This window comes from Streptomyces sp. NRRL WC-3618 (assembly GCF_001280005.1).
Classification (GTDB): domain Bacteria; phylum Actinomycetota; class Actinomycetes; order Streptomycetales; family Streptomycetaceae; genus Streptomyces.
On the sequence record NZ_LGDW01000046.1, the window covers coordinates 1 to 21,445 of the forward strand.

Below are 21,445 nucleotides of genomic sequence, written 5' to 3' on the forward strand. Positions count from 1 at the left end.
GGACCGTCCTGGTCATCACCTTGTTCATGGAATGTCCCCGTTCTTGTCCTCGGGCCCGAGTGGATACCGGGCGGTAACTTTCTGTTGAGGATCTTGTACGGGGAGTGACTAATTGATTGCAAGGAGCGAGGGGGTGTGGGTCGGGGGGCCGGTGGATTCACTTATCAGGGTGATTCCCGGAGGGTAAAGGCCTGGTGGGGGCGGTGGCCGGGGTGAATTTCGTGGCGCGTGGTGGACGCTCGGAGGGGCGTGAGCGGGGACTCGAAAGGGGACGCCGCGACGTATCCTGAAGGTCGTCCCGGGTCGTCGGAAACGCCTTCTACGAAAGCGGTCAGTCATGCGCGTCTACGTCCCCCTGACCCTCCAGGGCCTCGCCGAGGCGTACAAGACAGGCGAGTTGGGGGCGGGGCCGTTCGTCGCGTACGCCGTCACGCCCGCGTTGCGCGAGTGGTACCTGTCCGACGACATCGAGGAACTGGAGTACGCGGCGCTGAACCGGGCCGCGCTCGCGTCCCTGCGGCTGCTCGCGATGGACCCCGGGGTCGCGCGGCGCCGGGTGGTCGTCGCCGTCGATGTCGCGGACGGGGTGGCCGTGGCCGACCCCGACCGGGGCCTCGATCCGGTCGCGCTGGGCGAGGTCCGGGTCGGCGGGGCCGTGCCGTTGGGGAAGGCCGCTGCTGTGCACGTCGACTCCGAGGAGGCGGAGAAGGACGTCACCGCGGCCGCTGCGGCGTTGGGGGCGGCCGATCAGGGCGACGACGACGCGCAGTTCACGGTGGACGGGGCCGAGGACCACGAGCTGCTCTGGTACGCCACCCAGGAGATTCCGAACCTGGTGGGATTGTCGGACTGAGCGGTGGGCGGGTTGGCTGTACTTTCTTGGTATGGGGAAGTACGGAGTGGCGCACATCGTGTGGGACTGGAACGGGACGCTGTTTCACGACACCGATGCCGTCATAGGGGCGACGAACGCGGCGTTCGCCGAGCTGGGGCTGGCACCGATCACACTTGAGCAGTACAGGACGCTGTACTGCGTACCGGTACCGCGCTTCTACGAGCGGCTCCTCGGGCGACTGCCCACGGACGCCGAGTGGGCTGTCATGGACGACATCTTCCACCAGTACTACGCGGAGCACCGGGTGGCGTGCGAGCTGGCCGTCGGTGCGCGGGAACTGCTGGCCGGGTGGCAGGCGGCCGGGCACAGCCAGTCCATTCTGAGCATGTACGGGCATGCCGAACTCGTCCCGCTGGTCAGGGGATTCGGGATCGAGCCGCACTTCGTACGGGTCGACGGGCGGACCGGGCCCTCCGGCGGCAGCAAGACCGAGCACATGGTGCGCCATCTCGAAGCGCTCACCGGTGTCGAGGCCGCCCGCACAGTGGTCATCGGGGACGCGGCCGACGACGCCGTCGCCGCCCTGCACGTGGGCGCGCGCGCCGTGCTCTACACCGGTGGCTCCCACGGCCGGGCCAGCCTCGAAGAGGTGGGCGTACCCGTCGTGGACAGCCTGGAGGAGGCCGTCGCGGAGGCCGCGCGGTGGGCCGCGTAGCGGCAGCGACACTCCCCGTCCGAGGCGTTTCAGGCGTGTTCTTTTCTCCCACTGTGCAGAACGTCAAACTTCCCCGCCTTCTTTTGTACACAAATGGCTCATGACGTGGCCCCCGTGATGAGCGATAGCCTGGTGGCGTGATCAGCGCGATACGTCGCGGGGACGCCTTCGTCCCTGCCCTGCGCCCGGAGTGCACGGACCACATCCGTGCCCGGGCGGCGATCGCTGGTCGGCGCGGGCGGGACGGAACCCCGAGGGTTCCCAGGACGCCGTACGCATCCCACGGACCGGCGTCGGCGAGAGCAGCGTCACACTTCGTCGGGGTGCCGAGAACGGCTGATAATTCCCCGCGCTTCCTACCCTGCGGCATAGCGTCGAAACAGACCGGAGACCCCGCGTCGAGGCGTTGGACCGCAGGGGGAGTCGTACTTCCTTCTACGTCACGCAACGACGCGCGACAGGAGTCAGAGGACAATGCAGACCAAGCTGGACGAAGCCAAGACCGAGCTGCTCGAAAGGGCCGCCCGGGTAGCTGAGAACAGCCCGGTCGGGGGGCACCTACCGACTGGGACGACACGCGAGACCACGCCCGGTCAGAACCCCGGCACGCCGGACCACGGCACCGTGCTCGCGTTCCTCCAGCGCTACTACCTGCACACAGCCCCGGAGGACCTCGCCGGCCGCGACCCGGTGGACGTCTTCGGCGCCGCCTTCTCGCACTACCGGCTGGGCGAGACCCGTCCGCAGGGCACGGCGAGCGTGCGGGTGCACACCCCGACCGTCGAGGAGAACGGCTGGACGTGCAGCCACTCGGTGGTCGAGGTCGTGACGGACGACATGCCCTTCCTCGTCGACTCGGTCACCAACGAACTGTCCCGGCAGGGGCGCGGCATCCATCTCGTCGTCCATCCGCAGTTCGTCGTACGACGGGATCTGACCGGCCGCCTCATCGAGGTACTGCCCGACCGGGACACCGGAAGTGCGGCCCTGGGGGGCGCCGACCTGCCGCACGACGCGCACGTCGAGTCGTGGATCCACGTCGAGATCGACCGAGAGTCCGACCGCGCCGATCTGAAGCAGATCACCAGCGACCTGCTGCGCGTGCTGTCCGACACCCGTGAGGCCGTCGAGGACTGGGACAAGATGCGCGACGCCGCGCTGCGCATCGCCGACGAGCTCCCCAAGGAGCCGACCGCCAACGACCTGGTCGACCAGGACGTCGAGGAGGCGCGCGAACTGCTGCGCTGGCTCGCGCAGGACCACTTCACCTTCCTCGGCTACCGCGAGTACGAGCTGCGCGAGGACGACTCGCTGGCCGCCGTGCCGGGGACCGGCCTCGGCATTCTGCGTGCCGATCCGCTCCACTCCGAGGACGAGGGCCATCCGGTCAGCCCGTCCTTCGAACGGCTGCCCGCCGACGCCCGGGCCAAGGCCCGCGAGCACAAGCTCCTCGTGCTGACGAAGGCCAACAGCCGCGCCACCGTCCACCGGCCGTCGTATCTCGACTACGTCGGCGTGAAGAAGTTCGACAAGAACGGTGACGTCGTCGGTGAGCGGCGCTTCCTCGGGCTGTTCTCCTCCGCCGCGTACACGGAGTCCGTGCGCCGGGTGCCCGTTGTCAGGCGCAAGGTCGACGAGGTGCTGCGATCCGCCGGGTTCTCGCCTGACAGCCACGACGGGCGCGATCTCCTCCAGATCATGGAGACCTACCCGCGCGACGAGATCTTCCAGACGCCGCCGGACGAACTGCGGTCGATCGTCACCTCGGTCCTCTACCTCCAGGAACGGCGCCGGCTGCGCCTCTACCTCCGCCAGGACGAGTACGGGCGCTACTACTCCGCCCTCGTCTACCTGCCCCGCGACCGGTACACCACCGGCGTACGGCTGCGGATCATCGACATCCTGAAGGAGGAACTCGGCGGTACCAGCGTCGACTTCACCGCCTGGAACACCGAGTCCATCCTGTCGCGGCTGCACTTCGTCGTCCGGGTCCCGCAGGGCACCGAACTGCCCGAGCTGTCCGACCAGGACAAGGACCGCATCGAGGCGCGGCTCGTCGAGGCCGCCCGGTCCTGGGCCGACGCCTTCGCCGAGGCGCTGGGCGCCGAGTGCGGCGAGGAGCGCGCCGCCGAACTGATGCGCCGGTACGGCAACGCCTTCCCCGAGGGCTACAAGGCCGATCACACTCCGCGCGCCGCCGTCGCCGACCTTGTCCACCTCGAGAAGCTGGGCGTCGGCACGAACTTCGCGCTGAGCCTCTACGAGCCGGTGAACGCGGCGCCCGGTGAGCGCCGCTTCAAGATCTACCGCACCGGCGAGTCCGTCTCGCTGTCCTCTGTGCTCCCCGTCCTCAACCGGCTCGGCGTCGAGGTGATCGACGAGCGGCCGTACGAGCTGCGCTGCTCGGACCGCAGCGCCGCCTGGGTCTACGACTTCGGGCTCAGGCTGCCCAAGTCGCTGAGCAGCGGCGACTATCTCGGGGACGACGGCCGCGAGCGGTTCCAGGAGGCTTTCTCGGCCACCTGGACCGGGCAGGCCGAGAACGACGGCTTCAACGCGCTGGTGCTGAGCGCGGGCCTCGACTGGCGTCAGGCGCTGGTGCTGCGGGCGTACGCCAAGTACCTGCGGCAGGCCGGATCCACGTTCAGCCAGGACTACATGGAGGACACCCTCCGCAACAACGTCCACACCACCCGGCTGCTCGTATCCCTGTTCGAGGCGCGGATGTCGCCGGAGCGGCAGCGGGCGGGCCTCGAGCTGACCGACGCCCTCATGGAGGAGCTGGACGCGGCCCTCGACCAGGTGGCCTCCCTCGACGAGGACCGCATCCTGCGGTCCTTCCTCACCGTCATCAAGGCGACCCTCCGGACGAACTTCTACCAGCGCGGCGCGAGCGGCAAGCCGCACGACTACGTCTCCATGAAGTTCGACCCGCAGGCCATCCCGGACCTGCCGGCACCGCGTCCGGCGTACGAGATCTGGGTGTACTCGCCGAAGGTGGAAGGCGTCCACCTGCGGTTCGGGAAGGTCGCGCGCGGCGGGCTGCGCTGGTCGGACCGGCGGGAGGACTTCCGTACCGAGATCCTCGGGCTGGTCAAGGCGCAGATGGTGAAGAACACCGTCATCGTGCCGGTCGGCGCCAAGGGCGGCTTCGTCGCCAAGCAGCTGCCGGATCCGGGTGTGGACCGGGACGCGTGGCTCGCCGAGGGGATCAGGAGCTACAAGACGTTCATCTCGGCGCTCCTCGACATCACCGACAACCTGGTGGCCGGCGAGGTCGTGCCGCCCGCCGACGTCGTACGGCACGACGGGGACGACACGTATCTCGTCGTCGCCGCCGACAAGGGCACAGCGACCTTCTCGGACATCGCCAACGAGGTCGCCCAGTCGTACGACTTCTGGCTCGGGGACGCCTTCGCGTCGGGCGGCTCGGCCGGATACGACCACAAGGGCATGGGCATCACCGCGCGCGGCGCCTGGGAGTCCGTCAAGCGGCACTTCCGTGAGCTGGGCGTCGACACCCAGAGCGAGGACTTCACCGTCGTCGGCGTCGGTGACATGAGTGGCGACGTGTTCGGCAACGGGATGCTGCTGAGCGAGCACATCCGGCTCGTCGCCGCCTTCGACCACCGGCACATCTTCATCGACCCGAAGCCCGACGCGGCCACGTCGTACGCCGAGCGGCGGCGCCTGTTCGAGCTGCCGAGGTCCAGCTGGGCGGAGTACGACAGCCAGTTGATCTCCGCCGGGGGCGGCATCTTCCCCCGCAGCGCCAAGGCCATTCCGGTCAACTCGCACATCCGCGAGGCGCTCGGCATCGAGGGCGCGGTCACCAAGATGACCCCGGCCGACCTGATGAAGGCGATCCTCCAGGCGCCGGTCGACCTGCTGTGGAACGGCGGCATCGGCACGTACGTCAAGTCGAGCACGGAGTCGCACGCCGACGTCGGTGACAAGGCCAACGACGCCATCCGCGTCGACGGCGGAGACCTGCGCGTCAAGGTCGTCGGTGAGGGCGGCAACCTCGGGCTCACCCAGCTCGGGCGGATCGAGTTCGCGCAGCGCGGCGGGAAGATCAACACCGACGCCATCGACAACAGCGCGGGCGTGGACACCTCCGACCACGAGGTGAACATCAAGATCCTGCTCAACTCCCTTGTCACCGAAGGTGACATGACCGTCAAGCAGCGCAACAAGCTGCTCGCCCAGATGACCGACGAGGTCGGCGGGCTCGTCCTGCGCAACAACTACGCGCAGAACACGGCCATCGCCAACGCCCTCGCCCAGTCCAAGGACATGCTCCACGCCCAGCAGCGCTTCATGCGCCACCTGGTGCGGGAAGGCCATCTGGACCGCGCGATCGAGTTCCTCCCGACCGACCGGCAGATCCGCGAACGTCTCAACGCCGGGCAGGGACTGACCGGTCCGGAGACGGCCGTGCTCCTCGCGTACACGAAGATCACGGTCGCGGACGAGCTTCTGCGCACTTCGCTGCCCGAAGACCCGTATCTGCGCCGCCTGTTGGACGCCTACTTCCCGAGCGCGCTGCGCAAGAAGTTCCCCGAGCAGATCGACGGGCACGCGCTGCGCCGCGAGATCATCACGACCGTACTCGTCAACGACACGGTCAACACGGGCGGTACGAGCTTCCTGCACCGGCTGCGTGAGGAGACCGGCGCCTCGCTGGAGGAAGTGGTGCGGGCGCAGACCGCCGCTCGCGCGATCTTCAACTCCAGCGCAGTGTGGGACGAGGTCGAGGCGCTGGACAACACCGTCGAGGCCGCCGTCCAGACCAGGATCCGGCTGCACTCGCGGCGACTTGTCGAGCGTGGCACGCGCTGGCTGCTCAACAACCGGCCGCAGCCGGTGCAACTCACGGAGACCGTCGAGTTCTTCGGCGAGCGCGTCAGCCAGGTCTGGTCTCAGCTGGCCAAGTTGCTGAGCGGCGCGGATCTGGAGTGGTACCAGAAGATCTACGACGAGCTGACGGGCGCCGGAGTCCCCGACGAGCTCGCCACCCGGGTCGCGGGCTTCTCGTCCGCCTTCCCGACGCTGGACATCGTCTCGGTCGCCGACCGGATGGGCCGCGACCCGATGGACGTCGCCGAGGTCTACTACGACCTCGCCGACCGCCTCCACATCACCCAGCTCATGGACCGCATCATCGAGCTGCCGCGCGCCGACCGCTGGCAGTCCATGGCCCGCGCCTCCATCCGCGAGGACCTGTACGCGGCCCACGCGTCCCTCACGGCGGACATCCTCGCGGCCGGCAGCGGCTCGTCGACGCCCGAGCAGCGCTTCAAGGCGTGGGAGGAGAAGAACGCCGCACTCCTGGGCCGGGCGCGCACCACCCTGGACGAGATCCAGAGCTCGGACGCCTTCGACCTGGCGAACCTGTCGGTCGCCATGCGGACGATGCGGACACTGCTGCGGAGCCATTCGTAGCCGGTACGCGCACAGGGGCGCCCCGAGCCGTCATGGCTCGGGGCGCCTCCGTTTTTCTTGACAACTGTTAGAGCAAAGCAGACGGGGAATTTACCGTTTCCTGCTAGACCGGGTGCCTCGGATAAAGTCGCGGGCGTGAGTGTGAATGTCTCCGAGAACCGGCTGTCCGTTCCTGTCCGGTCGGTACGGCGCATAATTCTTGAAGCAGTGAAATTCGGCGCCGTCGGCGGCAGTGGCGTGCTCGTGAACTTCGTGGTCTTCAACCTGCTGTTGCACGGCCTGGGTTGGCGGGCGATGACCGCAACGGTCCTCGCCAGCCTCATCGCCATGGGCACGAACTTTCTGGGCTTCCGCTATTTCACGTACCGGGACAGGGCCTCACGTACCCGGCAGCAGATCGTGCTGTTCTTCGCGTTCAGTGCGATCGGTATCGCCATGGAAAGCGGGCTGTTCTATGTCGGTTATCACGGGCTGGGATTGCATGGTCCGGTCGAGTCGAATGAGGTGAAGGGCGTCTCGATCGTCCTCGCGTCCGCGTTCCGCTTCCTCGTCTACCGGACGTGGGTGTTCCGGCACTGAAACGCTCCGCTGGGGGCGTTTGGTGATGAACCTGCGGGCCGGTGGGGGCTGGTCGCGCAGTTCCCCGCGCCCCTTTGGGCGCGGTGGCGTAACAGGTCGGCAGGCTCTACGCGGCCCGGGCGGGTGTTGCCGGGCGGTTCGTGAAGGCCTCGTACTCCTTCAGTACGTCGTCCGTCGGGCCGTCCATGCGGAGTTCGCCGCGTTCCAGCCACAGGACGCGGTCGCAGGTGTCGCGGATCGACTTGTTGTTGTGGCTGACCAGGAACACCGTGCCCGCGTGCTGGCGCAGTTCGCGGATGCGTTCCTCGGAGCGCTGCTGGAAGGAGCGGTCGCCGGTCGCCAGCGCCTCGTCGATCAGCAGCACGTCGTGGTCCTTCGCGGCGGCGATGGAGAAGCGCAGCCGGGCGCCCATGCCGGAGGAGTACGTCCGCATGGGGAGGGTGATGAAGTCGCCCTTCTCGTTGATCCCCGAGAAGTCGACGATGCCCTGGTAGCGCTCCTTGATCTGCTCCCGGGACATGCCCATCGCGAGACCGCCGAGATAGACGTTCCGCTCGCCCGTCAGGTCGCCCATCAGGGCCGCGTTGACGCCGAGGAGTGAGGGCTGGCCGTCCGTGTAGATGCTGCCGTTCTCCACCGGCAGCAGGCCCGCGACCGCCTTGAGCAGCGTGGACTTGCCGGAGCCGTTGGTGCCGATGAGGCCGATGGCCTCGCCGCGGTAGGCGACGAAGGACACGTTCTTGACGGCGTGCACCTTGCGCACCCCGGCCGCCTTCTCGCTCTGCTTGCGCCGCACCATGCGGTTGAGGGCCGCGGTCGCGGTACCTCGTCCGGCGCCCGTGCCGTTGACCCGGTAGACGATGTCGACGCCGCTCGCGACGACGGTGGGAATCTGCTCGTTCGGGTTCTCAGCCACGGCCGTACGTCTCCTCAGCCTTCCAGAAGTAGATGAAGCCGCCGACGCCCGCGAGGAGCGCCCAGCCCGTCGCGACCGCCCAGACGTGTGGGGGCAGCGAGCTGGAGTGGTAGCTGTCGATCAGCGCGAAGCGCATCAGGTCGATGTAGATCGCCGCCGGGTTGTTCTCCAGCATCAGCGTCACCACGTGCGGCATGTGGTTCTTCGCGGACAGCTTGTCGAGGCTCCACATGACCCCGGACACGTACATCCAGGTGCGCAGCACGAACGGCATCAGCTGGGCGATGTCCGGAGTCGACGCGCCCATCCGCGCCATGACCATCGACACGCCCGCGTTGAAGACGAACTGGAGTACCAGGGCGGGAATGACCAGCAGCCAAGAGGCGGTGACGGGGACGCCGAAGCAGAGCAGGATCACGATCAGCGCGGCCATCGAGAACAGCAGTTGCTGGAGCTGCTGGATGCAGAAGGAGATCGGCAGGGCCGCGCGCGGGAAGTGCAGGGCCCGGACGAGACCGAGGTTGCCGGCGATGGCGCGGGTGCCCGCCATGATCGAGCTCTGGGTGAACGTCCAGATGAACACGCCCGTGACCAGGAACGGGATGTAGTCCGGCACGCCGTGCTTGGTGCCCAGCAGAACGCCGAAGATGAAGTAGTAGACCGCCGCGTTGAGCAGCGGGGTCATCACCTGCCAGACCTGGCCGAGCTTCGCCTGGCTGTACTGGGCGGTGAGCTTGGCGGTGGCGAACGCGGTGATGAAGTGGCGCCGCGCCCACAACTGGCTGACATACGCGCGCAGGGTGGGGCGGGCGCCGCTGACCGAGAGCCCGTACCGGGCGGCGAGCGCCGTGAGGTCGTCGTCGGCCGGGGTGGCCTGTGACGGGGGCGGTGTGTGGAGAACCTGGCTCACATCCGCTGCTTTCACTTGGGGGAGTGGAAAAGGGTGCGCGAACCGGTCCCGCTTCTCCGGCGCCCCCTCCGGCGTGGGAACGCCGGTGCCTTACGCGTTTCTTTCCAAACTCTTACGTCGGGACGGGTCCGTATCGTCGCAACGGGAGCGTATTCCGATTCAGCGTCGGAACGCAACCGTTTCGTCGTAACGCCCCTATGCTGGTCCGTATGACGACGAACACCGACGAGCCCGGGACCGCACCGGCACGGACCCGCCGCCGGGCCCCCGCCGGAGCCGCCGTACTGCGGGAGGACGTGACGGAGGCCATCCGGGAGGCCGTGTTCGAGGAACTCGCGGCCGTCGGATACGCCCGGACGTCCATCGAGGGCGTCGCACGCCGGGCGGGCGTCGGCAAGACGGCGGTGTACCGGCGCTGGCGTTCGAAACTGCACCTGGTGCTCGACCTGGTCTCGGCGATAGCGGTGCAGGGGCTGCCCGCGCCGGACACGGGCACCCTGGAGGGCGACCTGCGGATGCTGTACGAGCTGACGTCCCGTGCGCTGCGCCACCCGGTGGCCTCGCAGATCATCCCCGACCTCCAGGCGGAGGCCGCCCGCAACCCCGAGATCGCCGACGCCATGCAGAAGGCGCTGCGGGAGGGGCAGGAAGGGGTCGCGAGCGGGATCGTCGCGGCGGCGGAGCAACGGGGGGAGGTCCGCTCGGGTATCGACCCCGACCTGGCCCTCGACCTGATCTCGGGGCCGCTCTACTGGCGCTCGGTGGTGATCCGCAGTCCGAAGCTGCCGAAGGGGTACCTGGGGTCGCTGGCCCGGGCGACCGCGGCAGCCCTGAAGGCACTGTGACGGGCTGATCCGTGCGACCTGTCCCGTCGCCGCCCGGACTCTGGTGGTCACACCACCTCACACCGCCGGGTGTCGGCGTTACTGGCGTACCTGAACCGTCAGGGCCGTCCCGTCGCCGCCTCCGGGTGCAGTCGGACCCAGCCCGCCCATGCCGAGGTGATCATGTCCCGGACGTCGTGCTTCGCCTTCCAGCCCAGTTCCGCCGCGACGCGGTCGGCCGAGGCCACGACCCGCGCCGGGTCGCCCGGGCGGCGCGGGGCCACGACCGGGGGCAGCGTGTGGCCCGTCGCCTCGTTCACGCGGTCGATCATGTCGCGGACCGAGACGCCCTCCCCCCGGCCGATGTTGAGGGTGAGGTCGCGGCCCGGCGTCGCCTCCAGGGCCCGGGCCGCCGCCACGTGGGCCTCCGCCAGGTCCACCACATGGATGTAGTCGCGTACGCAGGTGCCGTCCGGGGTCGGGTAGTCGTCGCCGAAGATGCGCGGGGGTTCATGGGCCGTCAGCCGTTCGAAGATCATCGGGACGATGTTGAAGACGCCCACGTCCGCCAGCTCCGGGGCCGCCGCGCCCGCCACGTTGAAGTAGCGCAGGCTCGCTGTCGACAGGCCCGTGGCTCGGCCGGTCGCGCGGACCAGCCACTCGCCCGCCAGCTTCGTCTCGCCGTACGGGCTCATCGGGACGCACGGCGTGTCCTCCGTCACCAGGGCCCCGTCCCGCGCGGCGGACGGCATGCCGTACACCGCCGCCGAGGACGAGAACACGAAGGACGGCACCCCGGCCGCCGTGACCGCGTCCAGCAGTACGCGCAGTCCCTCCACGTTCTCCCGGTAGTAGTGCAGGGGGTGGTCCATCGACTCGCCCACCTGCTTCTTCGCCGCCAGATGGACCACGCCCGTCACCTCGTGGTCCCGCAGGACGCGCGCCACCCGCTCCCCGTCCAGGGTCGAGCCGACCACCAGCGGTACGCCGTCCGGCACGCGCCCGGCGATACCGGTGGACAGGTCGTCGTACACCACGGCTCTCATCCCCGCGTCGCTCATCGCGCGCACGACATGCGCCCCGATGTAGCCGGCGCCGCCGGTGATCAGCCAGGTCATGTGCGGCCGCCCCCTCGTGTGGTCGGATGGTCGTGCGACCAGTCGGACTTTTTCATTTAACTCCCGTTAAGACGCGCTAAGTTCCCGTTCGGGGGGTGAACGCACGAAAGAGGGGACCGGCGGCGCGGCCGCGGCCGACCGGGCCGAGCGCCACAGCCGTACGAAGGACAGGACAGCCGCCGCGGCCAGTAGACCGTTGCGTACGACCATCACCGTCACGCCCGTCCAGGTGCAGTGCACGACCTCGGAGTACAGCACCGGATAGTCGAGGCCGCTGACGGCCGCGGCCGCGAGGAGCAACCATGCCACCGGGCGCTGACTGGTGTGCCGTGAGGTCAGGCACACGGCGGCCAGTCCGAGCAGCCAGACCAGGTACTGCGGGCTGATCACCCTGCTGGTGACCGTGAAGAGGAGTACGGCCGTCAGCGCCGCGTCGAACGGTGTCGCCTCCGTCCAGTACCGGGCCCGCACCCGCCACAGCAACAGGAGCCCGAACGCGACGGCCGTCAGCGCGAGGGACAGCGCCGCCACAGAGGTGACGTACGGGCCCACGAACTCCATCGCGCCGTACCGGTAGCGCACGCGCCCCTCCCATCCGGCGCGCGTGGCGAGGGAGAGCGCGGTGCCGCCGAACGACTCGATCTGCACGCCCCGCCCCCCCTGCTGGCGCACGAAGGCGAACGGGTTGCTGAAAACGGCCGCCAGGAGGGCCAGCGCGGCCGTCGCCGTGACCGTCGCGGACATCCACGCCGACCGGGTCGCGGGGCCCTTCGGCGTACCCAGCAGCACCAGCGCGGGCCAGACCTTCACCAGGGCGCCCAGCGCCGCGAACGCCCCGCACGCGCGCGGGGAGCGCGACAACGTCAACAAGGAGATGACGGCGAACGCCGTGACCTGCACGTCGTAGCGCGCGAGCGGCACAGGGAGGAGCAGGGGCAGACTCGCCGTCCAGTACGCGCCGCCGCGCAGAGAGCGGCCCGGACGCCTCCCCGCGCGCGTGAGGGCCAGCAGGATCAGGAGGTCGGCGGCGAGCGTGAGCGCCACGAACGCCTCGAAATACGTCAGCGTCGGCAGCAGCGCGGGCGACAGCAGCACCGGACCGGCGCCGGGCGGGTACTGCCACAGCGTGTCGTGCGCGGGGAACGCGCCCTGCGTGAGGACGCCGTACCAGCGGAAATACAGCCGCTGCACCTCACGGGCCACCGCGCCGCCGCCGAGCAGCGGGAGGTCGTCGTGGATCAGCAGCCACAGCATCAGGGCGCGGGAGGCGGCCCAGCCGACAGCGAGGGCGAGAAAGGTGGGGGGTCTCGTCACGGCCGGATCGTAAGCCGAGTGAATGCCCTATTTGCGTCAATTCATCGACAATCGCCGTCAATAACCATCAAATGCTGTCTAATCCCACAAAATCAGGCCCGTGATCTACAGGTCGATGAACAAGGGGATGGACAAGAGGACAGCCGCCGTCGCGGTCCCCGCGATCCCCATGGCCGTCATGTTGGTGATCGGCTGCTGGGGCCTCGACCGGGGAGGCATATGGCGTGACGAGGCGGCCACCTTCCAGGTCGCGCGGCGCACCGTGCCGCAGATCTGGCGGCTGCTGCACGAGGTCGACGCCGTACACGGCCTGTACTACCTCCTTATGCGCCCCGTCCTCGCCCTCCACCCCGGCGAGGTCCTCCTGCGGCTCCCGTCCGTCCTCGCCGCCGCCGCGACCGCCGGCCTCGTCGCGGCCCTCGGCGCCCGTCTGGCGCGCCCGCGCGTCGGCCTCTGGGCCGGTCTGCTGTACGCGGTCACCCCGATGGTCGGCCACTACGCCCAGGAGGGCCGGTCGTACGCGATGGTCGCGGCCGGCGCGACAGGCGCGACACTGCTGCTCGTACGCGCGGTCGGGGGCCGCTCCTGGACGCCGTACGCGGTGGTCCTCGCCGTCACCTGCCTCCTCCACGAGTTCGCCGTACTGCTGCTCCTCGCGCATGCCCTGACCCTCGTGCTCGCCCGCGTCCCCCGCCGGGTGTGGGCGGCCTGGCTGTGCGCGGCCTGCGCCGTGGCGCTGGTGCTGCTCCCGCTGGCGCTGCTCTCGCACGCCCAGTCGGCGCAGGTGAGCTGGCTGCGGCCGCCCGGGCGGAGCAGCGTCAACCGGCTGGTGCACCGCTTCGCCGGTCAGACAGACGAGGTCCTCGCGCCCTGCCTCCTGCTCATGTACGTCGCCCTGCGGCGCCCCTGGGCCACCCGCCACGACCATGGGCTGCCCCTCGTCGCCGTCGCCCTCCCGCTGCTCCTCGTACCGCCCGCGCTCCTCATCACCGTCTCCCAGTGGTCGCCGCTCTACGACGACCGGTACGTCCTGTACGCCCTCGCCGGCGCCCCCCTCCTGGTCGCCGCCGGTGCCGACCGCCTCGCGCGGGCCGTGCCCCGTCTGCCCCGCGCGACCGTGACCGCGGCCGGGGTGCTCGCCGTGGCCGTCGTCTGCGCGCACCAGTTGCCGCTGCTCCGGCAAGACCGTGATGTGGCCCGGCGCGGCGGCGACAACCTGGCCTCCGCCTCCGCCCTCGCGGCCCGCGAACTGCGCCCCGGCGACCCGGTGCTGTTCCTCCCGTCCATCGGGCGGCGCTCGGCGCTGGCGTACCCGAAGGGGTTTCGCGCCGCCCGTGACGTGGCACTCGCCGAGTCCGCGCGCGCCTCCGGCACGCTGTACGGCGTCGAGGTGGGCCCGGCCGCGCTGCGGCGGCAACTGGCCGGGCTCGACCAGGTGTGGCTGGTCGCGGAGCCGTACGCGCTGAGCCCGTCCTGGCATCCGGGCAGCCCGACCGAGCGGGTCAAGCGGGCGGTGGTGGAGGAGGAGTTCGAGCCGAGGCGGGAATTCAGGGGCAGCGGGGTGACTCTGCGCCTCTACGAGCGCAGGCCCGCGGCAGCGCAGCCGCTACGCGTCCAGCGCTGCCGCGTCCAGCGCGCTGGTCAGCTCGTCGAGGCGGGCCCGCAGCGCACGGATCTCGTCCACGTCGAAGCTGGTCGCCAGGGCGATCCGGCGCGGGACCTGAAGTGCCCGCTCGCGCAGCGCGAGGCCCTCATCGGTCGCCCGGACCTCCACCGACCGCTCGTCCCGGACGCTGCGCTCGCGCCGGACGAGACCGGCCGTCTCCAGCCGTTTGAGCAGCGGTGACAGCGTCCCGGAGTCGAGGCGCAGATGTTCGCCGACCTTCTTCACGGGCAGCTGTCCGTGCTCCCACAGAACGAGCATCACCAGGTACTGCGGGTAGGTGAGCCCGAGGTCCTTGAGGACCACGCGGTAGACGCCGTTGAAGGCGCGGGACGCCGCGTTCAGGGAGAAGCAGATCTGCTGGTCGAGACGGAGGAAGTCCTCGGCGGAGGTTGCTGACATGTCTCCAGAGTACCTCTTTGCCCACCACTTAGTTGTGCACAATTAAATTGTGTGCTTAGATCATCACCACAAGGAACCCCACAGGGGCTCCAGCGAAGTTGATGAGTCTGATGAGAGGGACGGGTTCCATGGACGCGATCTACACCGCAGTCGCCACCGCCACGCACGGCCGCGAGGGCCGCGCCGTCAGCTCCGACGGCAAGGTGGACCTCGCGCTCGCCATGCCGGTGGAGCTCGGCGGCAACGGCGCCGGAACCAACCCGGAGCAGCTCTTCGCCGCCGGTTACGCCGCCTGCTTCGGCAGCGCGCTGGGCCTGGTCGGCCGCGCCGCCAAGGTCGACGTCAGCGACGCCGCCGTGACCGCCGAGGTCGGCATAGGCAAGCAGGGCGAGGGCTTCGCCCTCAAGGTCACCCTCCGCGTCGAGCTGCCCGACTCCGTCGACGCGGAGACCGGCCGCGGGCTCGTCGAGCAGGCCCACCAGGTCTGCCCCTACTCCAACGCGACGCGCGGCAACATCGAGGTCGACCTCGTCATCGAGTAGTACCGCCAGGACGGTATGTCCGGTACATCCGGTACGTCGTTCAGGAACCGCTGTGGACGGGCGCGCCGTCGGGGCTGGGCTGCGGATGCGGCACGCTCGCGAGCGGCGCGCCGGCGAACGCGGCGGCCGCCGACGGCACCGGGTGGCGCTCGGCGAGCGGAGTGACCGGGGTCTGCCTCGACGTCTCGCCCAACACCAGCCGCCGGACGACTCGTTCGGCGGCGCGCCCGTCGTCGTACGGACAGAACCGCTCGCGGAACGCGGTCCGCAGCTGGGTGGAGCGTGAACCGCGCCAGTGGCCGGTCGCGAAGATGTCGATCAGCTCGTCCTCGTTGCGCGACACCGCGCCCGGCGGGAACGCGCGCAGGTCGAAGTATGTGCCACGGGCCGCCTCGTACGCCTCCCAGTCGTCCGCGTGGATCACGATCGGCCGGTCCAGGTTGGCGTAGTCGAACATCAGTGACGAGTAGTCGGTGACCAGCGCGTCCGAGGCGAGGCACAGCGACTCGATGCTCGGATGGTCGGTCACATCGATGAGCCGGCCGCCGGAGGCAGGCGCCGACGGAGCGTCGTATTCGTGGTGGGCACGGGTCAGCAGGACGTAGCGCGGGCCGAGTTGGCGCAGTACGCGTTCCAGGTCGAGGGTGAGGCGGGGGGCGCGCTGGTAGTCGCGGTGGGTGGGCGCGTAGAGGATCGCGACCGAGCCCTCCGGGATGCCGAGCGACTCGCGCAGCCGGGCCACGTCCGCCGAAGTCGCCTGCTGGAACACGTCGTTGCGGGGTTGCCCGGTCTCCAGGGTGGTGTAGCCGCCGGGGAAGACGCGCTCCCAGACGAGGGTGGAGTGGCGGTTGGCCGACAGGCAGTGGTCCCACGTGTCGACGTCCGCGAGAAGTGCCGTGAAGTCGGTGTCACGGGCGGCGGCCGGCCGGTCCTGGAGGTCGAGGCCCATGCGCTTCAGCGGCGTCCCGTACGGGGTCCGGATCACCACCTGCCCGGCCCGCTTCACATACCGCTCGTCCCAACCCCCGTTGTTCACCAGGTACTTGGAGCGGGCCAGCGCCGTCCAGTAGGCGGCGGTGCCGGGCCGTACCCGGGCGGTCGCCGTCGGCAGCGTGTGATGGTGCTCGGGGCGTGCGACCCACGCCGTCCGCATCCCCGGCACGAAGGAACGGAACGCGGACTCCAGGGCGCCTGGGTTGCAGCCGTACCCGCGCCCGGAGTGACTGGCGAAGACGGCCCGGTCGGCGCGCACCGGCAGCCGCCGCTGGACCCGGTAGTGCAGCCGCAGGGCGGTCGAACGGACGCGTCGGGAAAGCGACTTGACGAACCGGGTGACATGCCTGCGCAGGGCTGACGCGAGCCGCACCGCCCGATACGTGCGGTAGCTGCCCGTCCGGACGAGAAGGTGCCGGAGCCGGGCGTGCAGCGGCACGGCGGCGCCCGGGGTGCGGTAACGGCGGTAGTGGGCCCGCGACTTGCGCAGGAACTCGGCGCGGGCGCCGCTCGGCAGCCGGTCCGTCCGGGCCAGCACCGACACCAGCTGGTCGACCATCCGGCGGAACAACACCGGCCGCCAGCGCGTGAGTTCGGGTCGGGCGTCGACGAACGCGAAGACCCGGTCGTACTGCTCGTGGATGTCGAAGTGCCCGTGATCGGCGAGCGGACGGTCGCCGGCGTGCCTCCGCGGCCGGCGGTGGTGGACACAGACCCGGTCCAGGGTCGCCACCGACTCGGCGGCCAGCAGGGCCGGCACCGTCCAGGGGATGTCCGCGTCGGCCCCCGGCGGGAACGTGAGCTCCTCGCGCTCGACGAACTCCCGCCGGTACGCCTTGTTCCACGCCACCGGCTCCAACTTGAGCAGCAACGGCCGGTCGTCGAGCCGGAACGGGACGGGACCCTGCTCGGTGAGCTGCCCGAGGAACGGGCTGCGGACGGTCTCGCCGGTCCACAGGGCGTGCGCGTGGTCGTAGACGAGCACGTCCGGGTCGCCCGCCTCCTTGATCCGGTCGGCGATCGCCCGCAGCGCGTCCGGGGCGAGGGTGTCGTCGCCGTCGACGAAGACGAGATAGTCCCCGGTCGCCTGCTCGATCCCCGCGTTGCGCGCCGCGCCCACCCCGCCGTTCTCCGGCAGGTGGACGGGGCGCACCCGGGCGTCGCGCGCCGCGAACTCGTCGACGAGCGCACCGCAGGCGTCGGGCGAGCAGTCGTCGACGGCGATCACTTCGAGATCCGTATACGACTGGCCGAGCACCGATTCCAGGCAGTCCTGGAGATACGCCTGAACCTTGTACGCGGGGACGATGACACTGAACCTGGGCAAGACACATCCATGGGTCGGTGGGTCGGCGCGGGTCTACTGCCCGGGAACGGCCGATGGAGTGACTTGGTTACGCCAATTGCGGCATGTGGGGGATGGGGGGCGAATGGGCTTCTTGTCCGGCCTTCCGTTCGTCCCCTAGTCCCCTCGTCTGCTGTTCCGGTTGTGCGGTCGTCGGGTTGTCCGGTTACTTGACCGCTCCCGCCATCACCCCCGACACGAACTGCCGCTGGAACGCGAAGAACACCGCCAGCGGGATCACCATCGAGATGAACGCGCCCGGCGCCAGCACCTCGATGTTGCTGCCGAACTGCCGTACCTGCTGCTGGAGCGCGACCGTCAGCGGCTGCGACTGCGAGTCGGAGAACACCAGCGCGACCAGCATGTCGTTCCACACCCACAGGAACTGGAAGATCCCCAGCGACGCGATCGCGGGCGCGGCGAGCGGCAGCACGACGGTCGCGAACAGCCGGATCTCACCCGCCCCGTCCAGCCGGGCCGCCTCCAGCAGCTCGCGCGGGATCTCCGCGAAGAAGTTGCGCAGCAGGAAGATCGCGAAGGGCAGCCCGAACCCCACGTGGAACAGCACCACCCCGATGATGTCGCCGAAGATCCCGATCTTCCCGAAGAGATCGGAGAGCGGGATCAGCGCCACCTGCACGGGTACGACGAGCAGCGCGACGACGACCAGGAACCACCAGTCGCGACCGCGGAAGTCCATCCACGCGAAGGCGTATCCGGCCATCGCGCCGATCACGACGACCAGGAGCGTCGCCGGGACCGTGATCCAGACGGTGTTGAGGAGGGAACTCGTGATCGCGTCGTTCTCCAGCAGCGTGCGGTAGCTCTTGGCGGTCAGCTGCCCCGGAGCCGAGAAGACCTTCCACCACCCGGAGGTGGAGATGTCCGTCGGGTCGCGGAACGACGACACGAGCAGCCCGAACGTCGGCACCATCCAGATGAGCGCGACGAGGATGAGGAAGAGCCTCAGGGCGCCCCCCGCGGCACCACTGGCGACGCGGGCGGCGAAGGAGCGCCTGGCGCGCACCGGCGGGTCGTGGGGCCGGTCGAGGGGTCGGTCGAGGGGCGGGTCGACAGCCGTCACCGCTGACGCTCCTTCCTGAGTCGACGGAGATTGACGAACATCACCGGCAGGACGAGCAGCAGCAGAAGCACGCCGATCGCACTGCCGACGCCGTAGTTGCCGCCACCGCCGAACGATGACAGGAACAACTGGAGCGCGAGGACGTTGGCGTCGTCCTGACTGGGCTGCGGGGCGATGATGTAGACGAGGTCGAACACCTTCATCACATTGATCATCAACGTGACGAGTACGACGACCAGCACAGGCGCGAGAAGCGGCACGGTGACCCGCCGGAACACCTGCCACTCGTTGGCGCCGTCGACGCGCGCCGCCTCCAGCAGATTCCGGTCCACGCCCGCGAGCCCGGCTGCGATGAGCACCATGGCGAACCCGGCCCACATCCAGGTGTAGCTGCCGATGATGGCCGGGGTGACGAGGGTGGGCCCGAGCCAGTCGATCCCGTTGTAGGCGCCGGCGAAGTTCGAGCCCGGCAGGCGCAGTCGGGCTCCGTCGGCGTCGGCGGGCAGAGCGAACGTCCCGTCGGCGCCGCTGGTCGCCGAGGCGACCACCTTCCCGTCCTTCACGGCCTCGACCTTGACGCCCTTCAGCGCCTTCTCACCAGGGTCGACCTGCCCCTTCGTACCGCCACCGCCGAGCTTGAAGTCGAGCCAGACGGTGCCGGTGACCTCGTCACCGGAGGCGCGGGGCGCCTTCGCGTTCTCCGGGGTGCCGGGGAGCTTGTTCGGGGCGATGCCTACCAGGGGCAGCAGCGCGGGGGTGCCCGCTGTGACCGTCCCGGTGGAGGTGAACGAACCACCGCCGGACGCCTTGAGGTCGCTGGCCTGCGTGTTCGGGCGGGCCTTCGGATAGACCGACGAGTCGACGAAGGCGTCGTGCACGGACGTCACGATCGCGTTGGCGACGCCCTGGTCGGGGTCCTGCTCGTAGACGAGGCGGAAGATGATGCCCGCCGCGAGCATCGAGATCGCCATCGGCATGAAGACGATCAGCTTGAACGCCGTACCCCAGCGCACCCGTTCGGTCAGCACCGCGAAGATCAGACCGAGCGCGGTGACGAGCGCGGGGGCCACGGCCACCCAGATCGCCGTGTTGCGTACGGCCGTCAGCGTGGCGTCGTTCGTGAAGATGTCGCCGTAGTTCTCCAAGCCGACGAAACCCGAACCGTCGGCGTCGTAGAGGCTGCGCCAGACGGAGTAACCGATCGGGTAGACGACGAGTGAGCCCAGCAGGACCAGGGCGGGCAGCAGGAACAAGCCTGCCACCCACCAGCGGGTTCCGGTGACGCTCTTGGCCCTGCCCGTGGTCAGGGTGACCGGCGTCGTGATTTCGGTCTTCGGCTCCATGCCGGCGCCGTCAGCCGTTCTTGTACGCCTTGGCGGCGTCGGCCTCGAGTTTCTTCTGCGTGCCCGCGACGTCCTTCGGGTTCTTCAGGAAGTCCTGGAGGTCCTTCCACTCGCCGACGCCCTGGGTACCGCCGAAGGCGGCCGGGGCCTGGTCGGACATGTCGAAGCGGAAGTCGTCGCCCGCCGTGATGAGGGCCTTGGCGATGTTCCGGGTGACCTCGTCCTTGTACGCCGCCTGGTCCATCGTCTTGTTGGGCGAGAGGAAGCCGCCCTGCGCCGCCCAGATCTCGGCCGCGTCGGTCGAGCCGAGGAACGTCAGGAGGGCCTGGGCGCCCGCGCCGCCCTTCAGCGCCACGGCGACGTCGCCGCCGCTGACGACGGGTGCCTGGTCGCCGACCGCCGGGAACGGGAAGACCTTCGCGTCCGTGCCGATCTTGGCCTTGGTGTCCGCGTTGATGTTGGCGGCCACGAAGTCGCCCTCGAAGACCATCGCCGCCGGGGTGTCACCCGTGAAGGTCTGGATGACCGACTTCGGGAACTCGGTCGCCAGCGCGCCGGAACGCCCGCCCACGAGGAGGTCGTCCTTGCCCCAGAGCTGGGCGAGGGTGGTCAGGGCCTCCTTGACCGAGGGATCGGTCCACTTGATCTTGTGCAGGGCCAACTGGTCGTACTTCTCCGGGCCCGCCTGCGACAGATAGACGTTCTCGAACCAGTCGGTGAGGGTCCAGCCGTCGGCGCCGCCCACGGAGACTGCGGGGGAGCCGGCGTCGGAGAGGGTCTGGGCCGTGGCGAGGAAGTCCTTCCAGGTCTTGGGAGTGCCGGTGAGGCCAGCGGCCTCGAACGCGGCGGTGTTGTACCAGACCAGGGACTTGTTGGCGGCCTTGACGTAGATGCCGTACTGCTTGCCCTCGAAGGCCCCGAGGTCCTTCCAGCCGGCGGAGAAGTTCTTGTCCAACTGGGCCTGGGCGTCCGCGCCGAGCGGCTTGAGCCAGCCCTTCTGGGCGAACTGGTGCAGTACGCCCACCTGCGGCAGGAACGCGACGTCCGGGGGCTGGCCGCCCTCGATCTTCGTACCGAGGAACGTGGAGGTGTTGTTGCCAGTCGGCACGAAGTTGACCTTCGCGCCGGTGCGCTTCTCGAACTCCCGCAGCACCTTGGTGAAGTTCTCCTGCTCGGGGCCCGTCCAGACGGCGGCGACCTCTAAGGTCTGGCCGTCCAGCTTGGGGAGCTTGACGGAGGTGGTGTCACCGCCGGTGCCTGTGCCGGTACTGGTGTCGGTGGCCTTGCCGCCAGGGTCGTCGTCGGAGCCGCAGGAGGTGAGGGTGAGAGCGAGGGCTGTGGCGGAGAGGGCGGTCAGGGTGCGTGTACGTAGCGTGCTGCGCATGTGTGCCCCGTTCGTCGTTCGGCGCTGTCCCGT

General features: G+C 69.5%; 15 protein-coding genes. 6 read left to right on the forward strand and 9 right to left on the reverse strand.

Annotation, left to right across the window (positions count from 1 at the left end):
• Positions 1 to 337 precede the first annotated feature (337 nt).
• The 4 genes from ADL01_RS06930 to ADL01_RS06945 all read left to right on the forward strand — a co-directional run bounded on the left by ADL01_RS06930 (position 338) and on the right by ADL01_RS06945 (position 7,574).
• Positions 338 to 853 carry a DUF6912 family protein gene (locus ADL01_RS06930; protein ID WP_053741006.1) on the forward strand — a complete coding sequence of 172 codons (516 nt, stop codon included), beginning with the start codon at positions 338 to 340 and terminating at the stop codon, positions 851 to 853.
• Positions 854 to 884: 31 nt separating this feature from the next.
• On the forward strand, positions 885 to 1,550 hold the full coding sequence (locus ADL01_RS06935; protein WP_053741007.1) for an HAD family hydrolase: 666 nt from the start codon (positions 885 to 887) through the stop codon (positions 1,548 to 1,550).
• A 474-nt stretch (positions 1,551 to 2,024) separates the two neighbouring features.
• A complete protein-coding gene (locus ADL01_RS06940) occupies positions 2,025 to 6,995 on the forward strand; it encodes an NAD-glutamate dehydrogenase (protein ID WP_053741008.1) in 4,971 nt (1,656 codons plus the stop codon).
• 135 nt (positions 6,996 to 7,130) lie between these two features.
• Positions 7,131 to 7,574, forward strand: a complete 444-nt coding sequence (locus tag ADL01_RS06945) for a GtrA family protein (protein ID WP_053741009.1) — start codon at positions 7,131 to 7,133, stop codon at positions 7,572 to 7,574.
• Between the two features lie 106 nt (positions 7,575 to 7,680).
• On the opposite strand, the gene ADL01_RS06950 is transcribed toward ADL01_RS06945, so the two are convergent.
• Both ADL01_RS06950 and ADL01_RS06955 read right to left on the reverse strand, forming a co-directional pair.
• Positions 7,681 to 8,490, reverse strand: coding sequence for an ABC transporter ATP-binding protein (locus tag ADL01_RS06950; protein ID WP_053741010.1), 810 nt, complete (start codon positions 8,488 to 8,490; stop codon positions 7,681 to 7,683).
• Positions 8,483 to 9,400, reverse strand: coding sequence for an ABC transporter permease (locus ADL01_RS06955; RefSeq protein WP_053741011.1), 918 nt, complete (start codon positions 9,398 to 9,400; stop codon positions 8,483 to 8,485). Before ADL01_RS06955 ends, ADL01_RS06950 begins: the two co-directional genes overlap by 8 nt.
• 209 nt (positions 9,401 to 9,609) lie before the next feature.
• Between ADL01_RS06955 and ADL01_RS06960 the strand changes: the two genes are divergently transcribed.
• Positions 9,610 to 10,245 carry a TetR/AcrR family transcriptional regulator gene (locus ADL01_RS06960; protein ID WP_053741020.1) on the forward strand — a complete coding sequence of 212 codons (636 nt, stop codon included), beginning with the start codon at positions 9,610 to 9,612 and terminating at the stop codon, positions 10,243 to 10,245.
• A gap of 98 nt (positions 10,246 to 10,343) precedes the next feature.
• Here the strand turns inward: ADL01_RS06960 and galE are convergent, their stop codons facing one another.
• The 3 genes from galE to ADL01_RS41470 form a co-directional block, all read right to left on the reverse strand.
• Positions 10,344 to 11,342: a UDP-glucose 4-epimerase GalE gene (galE, locus tag ADL01_RS06965; protein ID WP_053741012.1), complete on the reverse strand. Its 999-nt coding sequence runs from the start codon at positions 11,340 to 11,342 to the stop codon at positions 10,344 to 10,346.
• A 66-nt stretch (positions 11,343 to 11,408) separates the two neighbouring features.
• Positions 11,409 to 12,596 (reverse strand): glycosyltransferase 87 family protein, encoded by a 1,188-nt coding sequence (locus tag ADL01_RS06970; protein ID WP_078960360.1) that lies wholly within the window; start codon positions 12,594 to 12,596, stop codon positions 11,409 to 11,411.
• 1,666 nt (positions 12,597 to 14,262) lie between these two features.
• A complete protein-coding gene (locus tag ADL01_RS41470; RefSeq protein WP_078960359.1) occupies positions 14,263 to 14,721 on the reverse strand; it encodes a MarR family winged helix-turn-helix transcriptional regulator in 459 nt (152 codons plus the stop codon).
• Positions 14,722 to 14,849: 128 nt separating this feature from the next.
• Between ADL01_RS41470 and ADL01_RS06985 the strand changes: the two genes are divergently transcribed.
• The gene (locus ADL01_RS06985) at positions 14,850 to 15,263 is read left to right on the forward strand and encodes an organic hydroperoxide resistance protein (RefSeq protein ID WP_053741016.1); all 414 of its coding nucleotides are present in this window, start codon (positions 14,850 to 14,852) and stop codon (positions 15,261 to 15,263) included.
• Positions 15,264 to 15,303: 40 nt separating this feature from the next.
• On the opposite strand, the gene ADL01_RS06990 is transcribed toward ADL01_RS06985, so the two are convergent.
• The 4 genes from ADL01_RS06990 to ADL01_RS07005 all read right to left on the reverse strand — a co-directional run bounded on the left by ADL01_RS06990 (position 15,304) and on the right by ADL01_RS07005 (position 21,412).
• Positions 15,304 to 17,583, reverse strand: a complete 2,280-nt coding sequence (locus ADL01_RS06990) for a bifunctional glycosyltransferase/CDP-glycerol:glycerophosphate glycerophosphotransferase (protein ID WP_053741017.1) — start codon at positions 17,581 to 17,583, stop codon at positions 15,304 to 15,306.
• Positions 17,584 to 17,767: 184 nt separating this feature from the next.
• Positions 17,768 to 18,685 (reverse strand): carbohydrate ABC transporter permease, encoded by a 918-nt coding sequence (locus ADL01_RS06995; protein ID WP_053741018.1) that lies wholly within the window; start codon positions 18,683 to 18,685, stop codon positions 17,768 to 17,770.
• Positions 18,682 to 20,028, reverse strand: a complete 1,347-nt coding sequence (locus ADL01_RS07000; protein ID WP_053741019.1) for a carbohydrate ABC transporter permease — start codon at positions 20,026 to 20,028, stop codon at positions 18,682 to 18,684. The genes ADL01_RS06995 and ADL01_RS07000 overlap by 4 nt, the downstream gene beginning before the upstream one ends.
• 10 nt (positions 20,029 to 20,038) lie before the next feature.
• Complete coding sequence (locus ADL01_RS07005) at positions 20,039 to 21,412, reverse strand: ABC transporter substrate-binding protein (protein WP_063783473.1); 1,374 nt, start codon at positions 21,410 to 21,412, stop codon at positions 20,039 to 20,041.
• Positions 21,413 to 21,445: the final 33 nt, after the last annotated feature.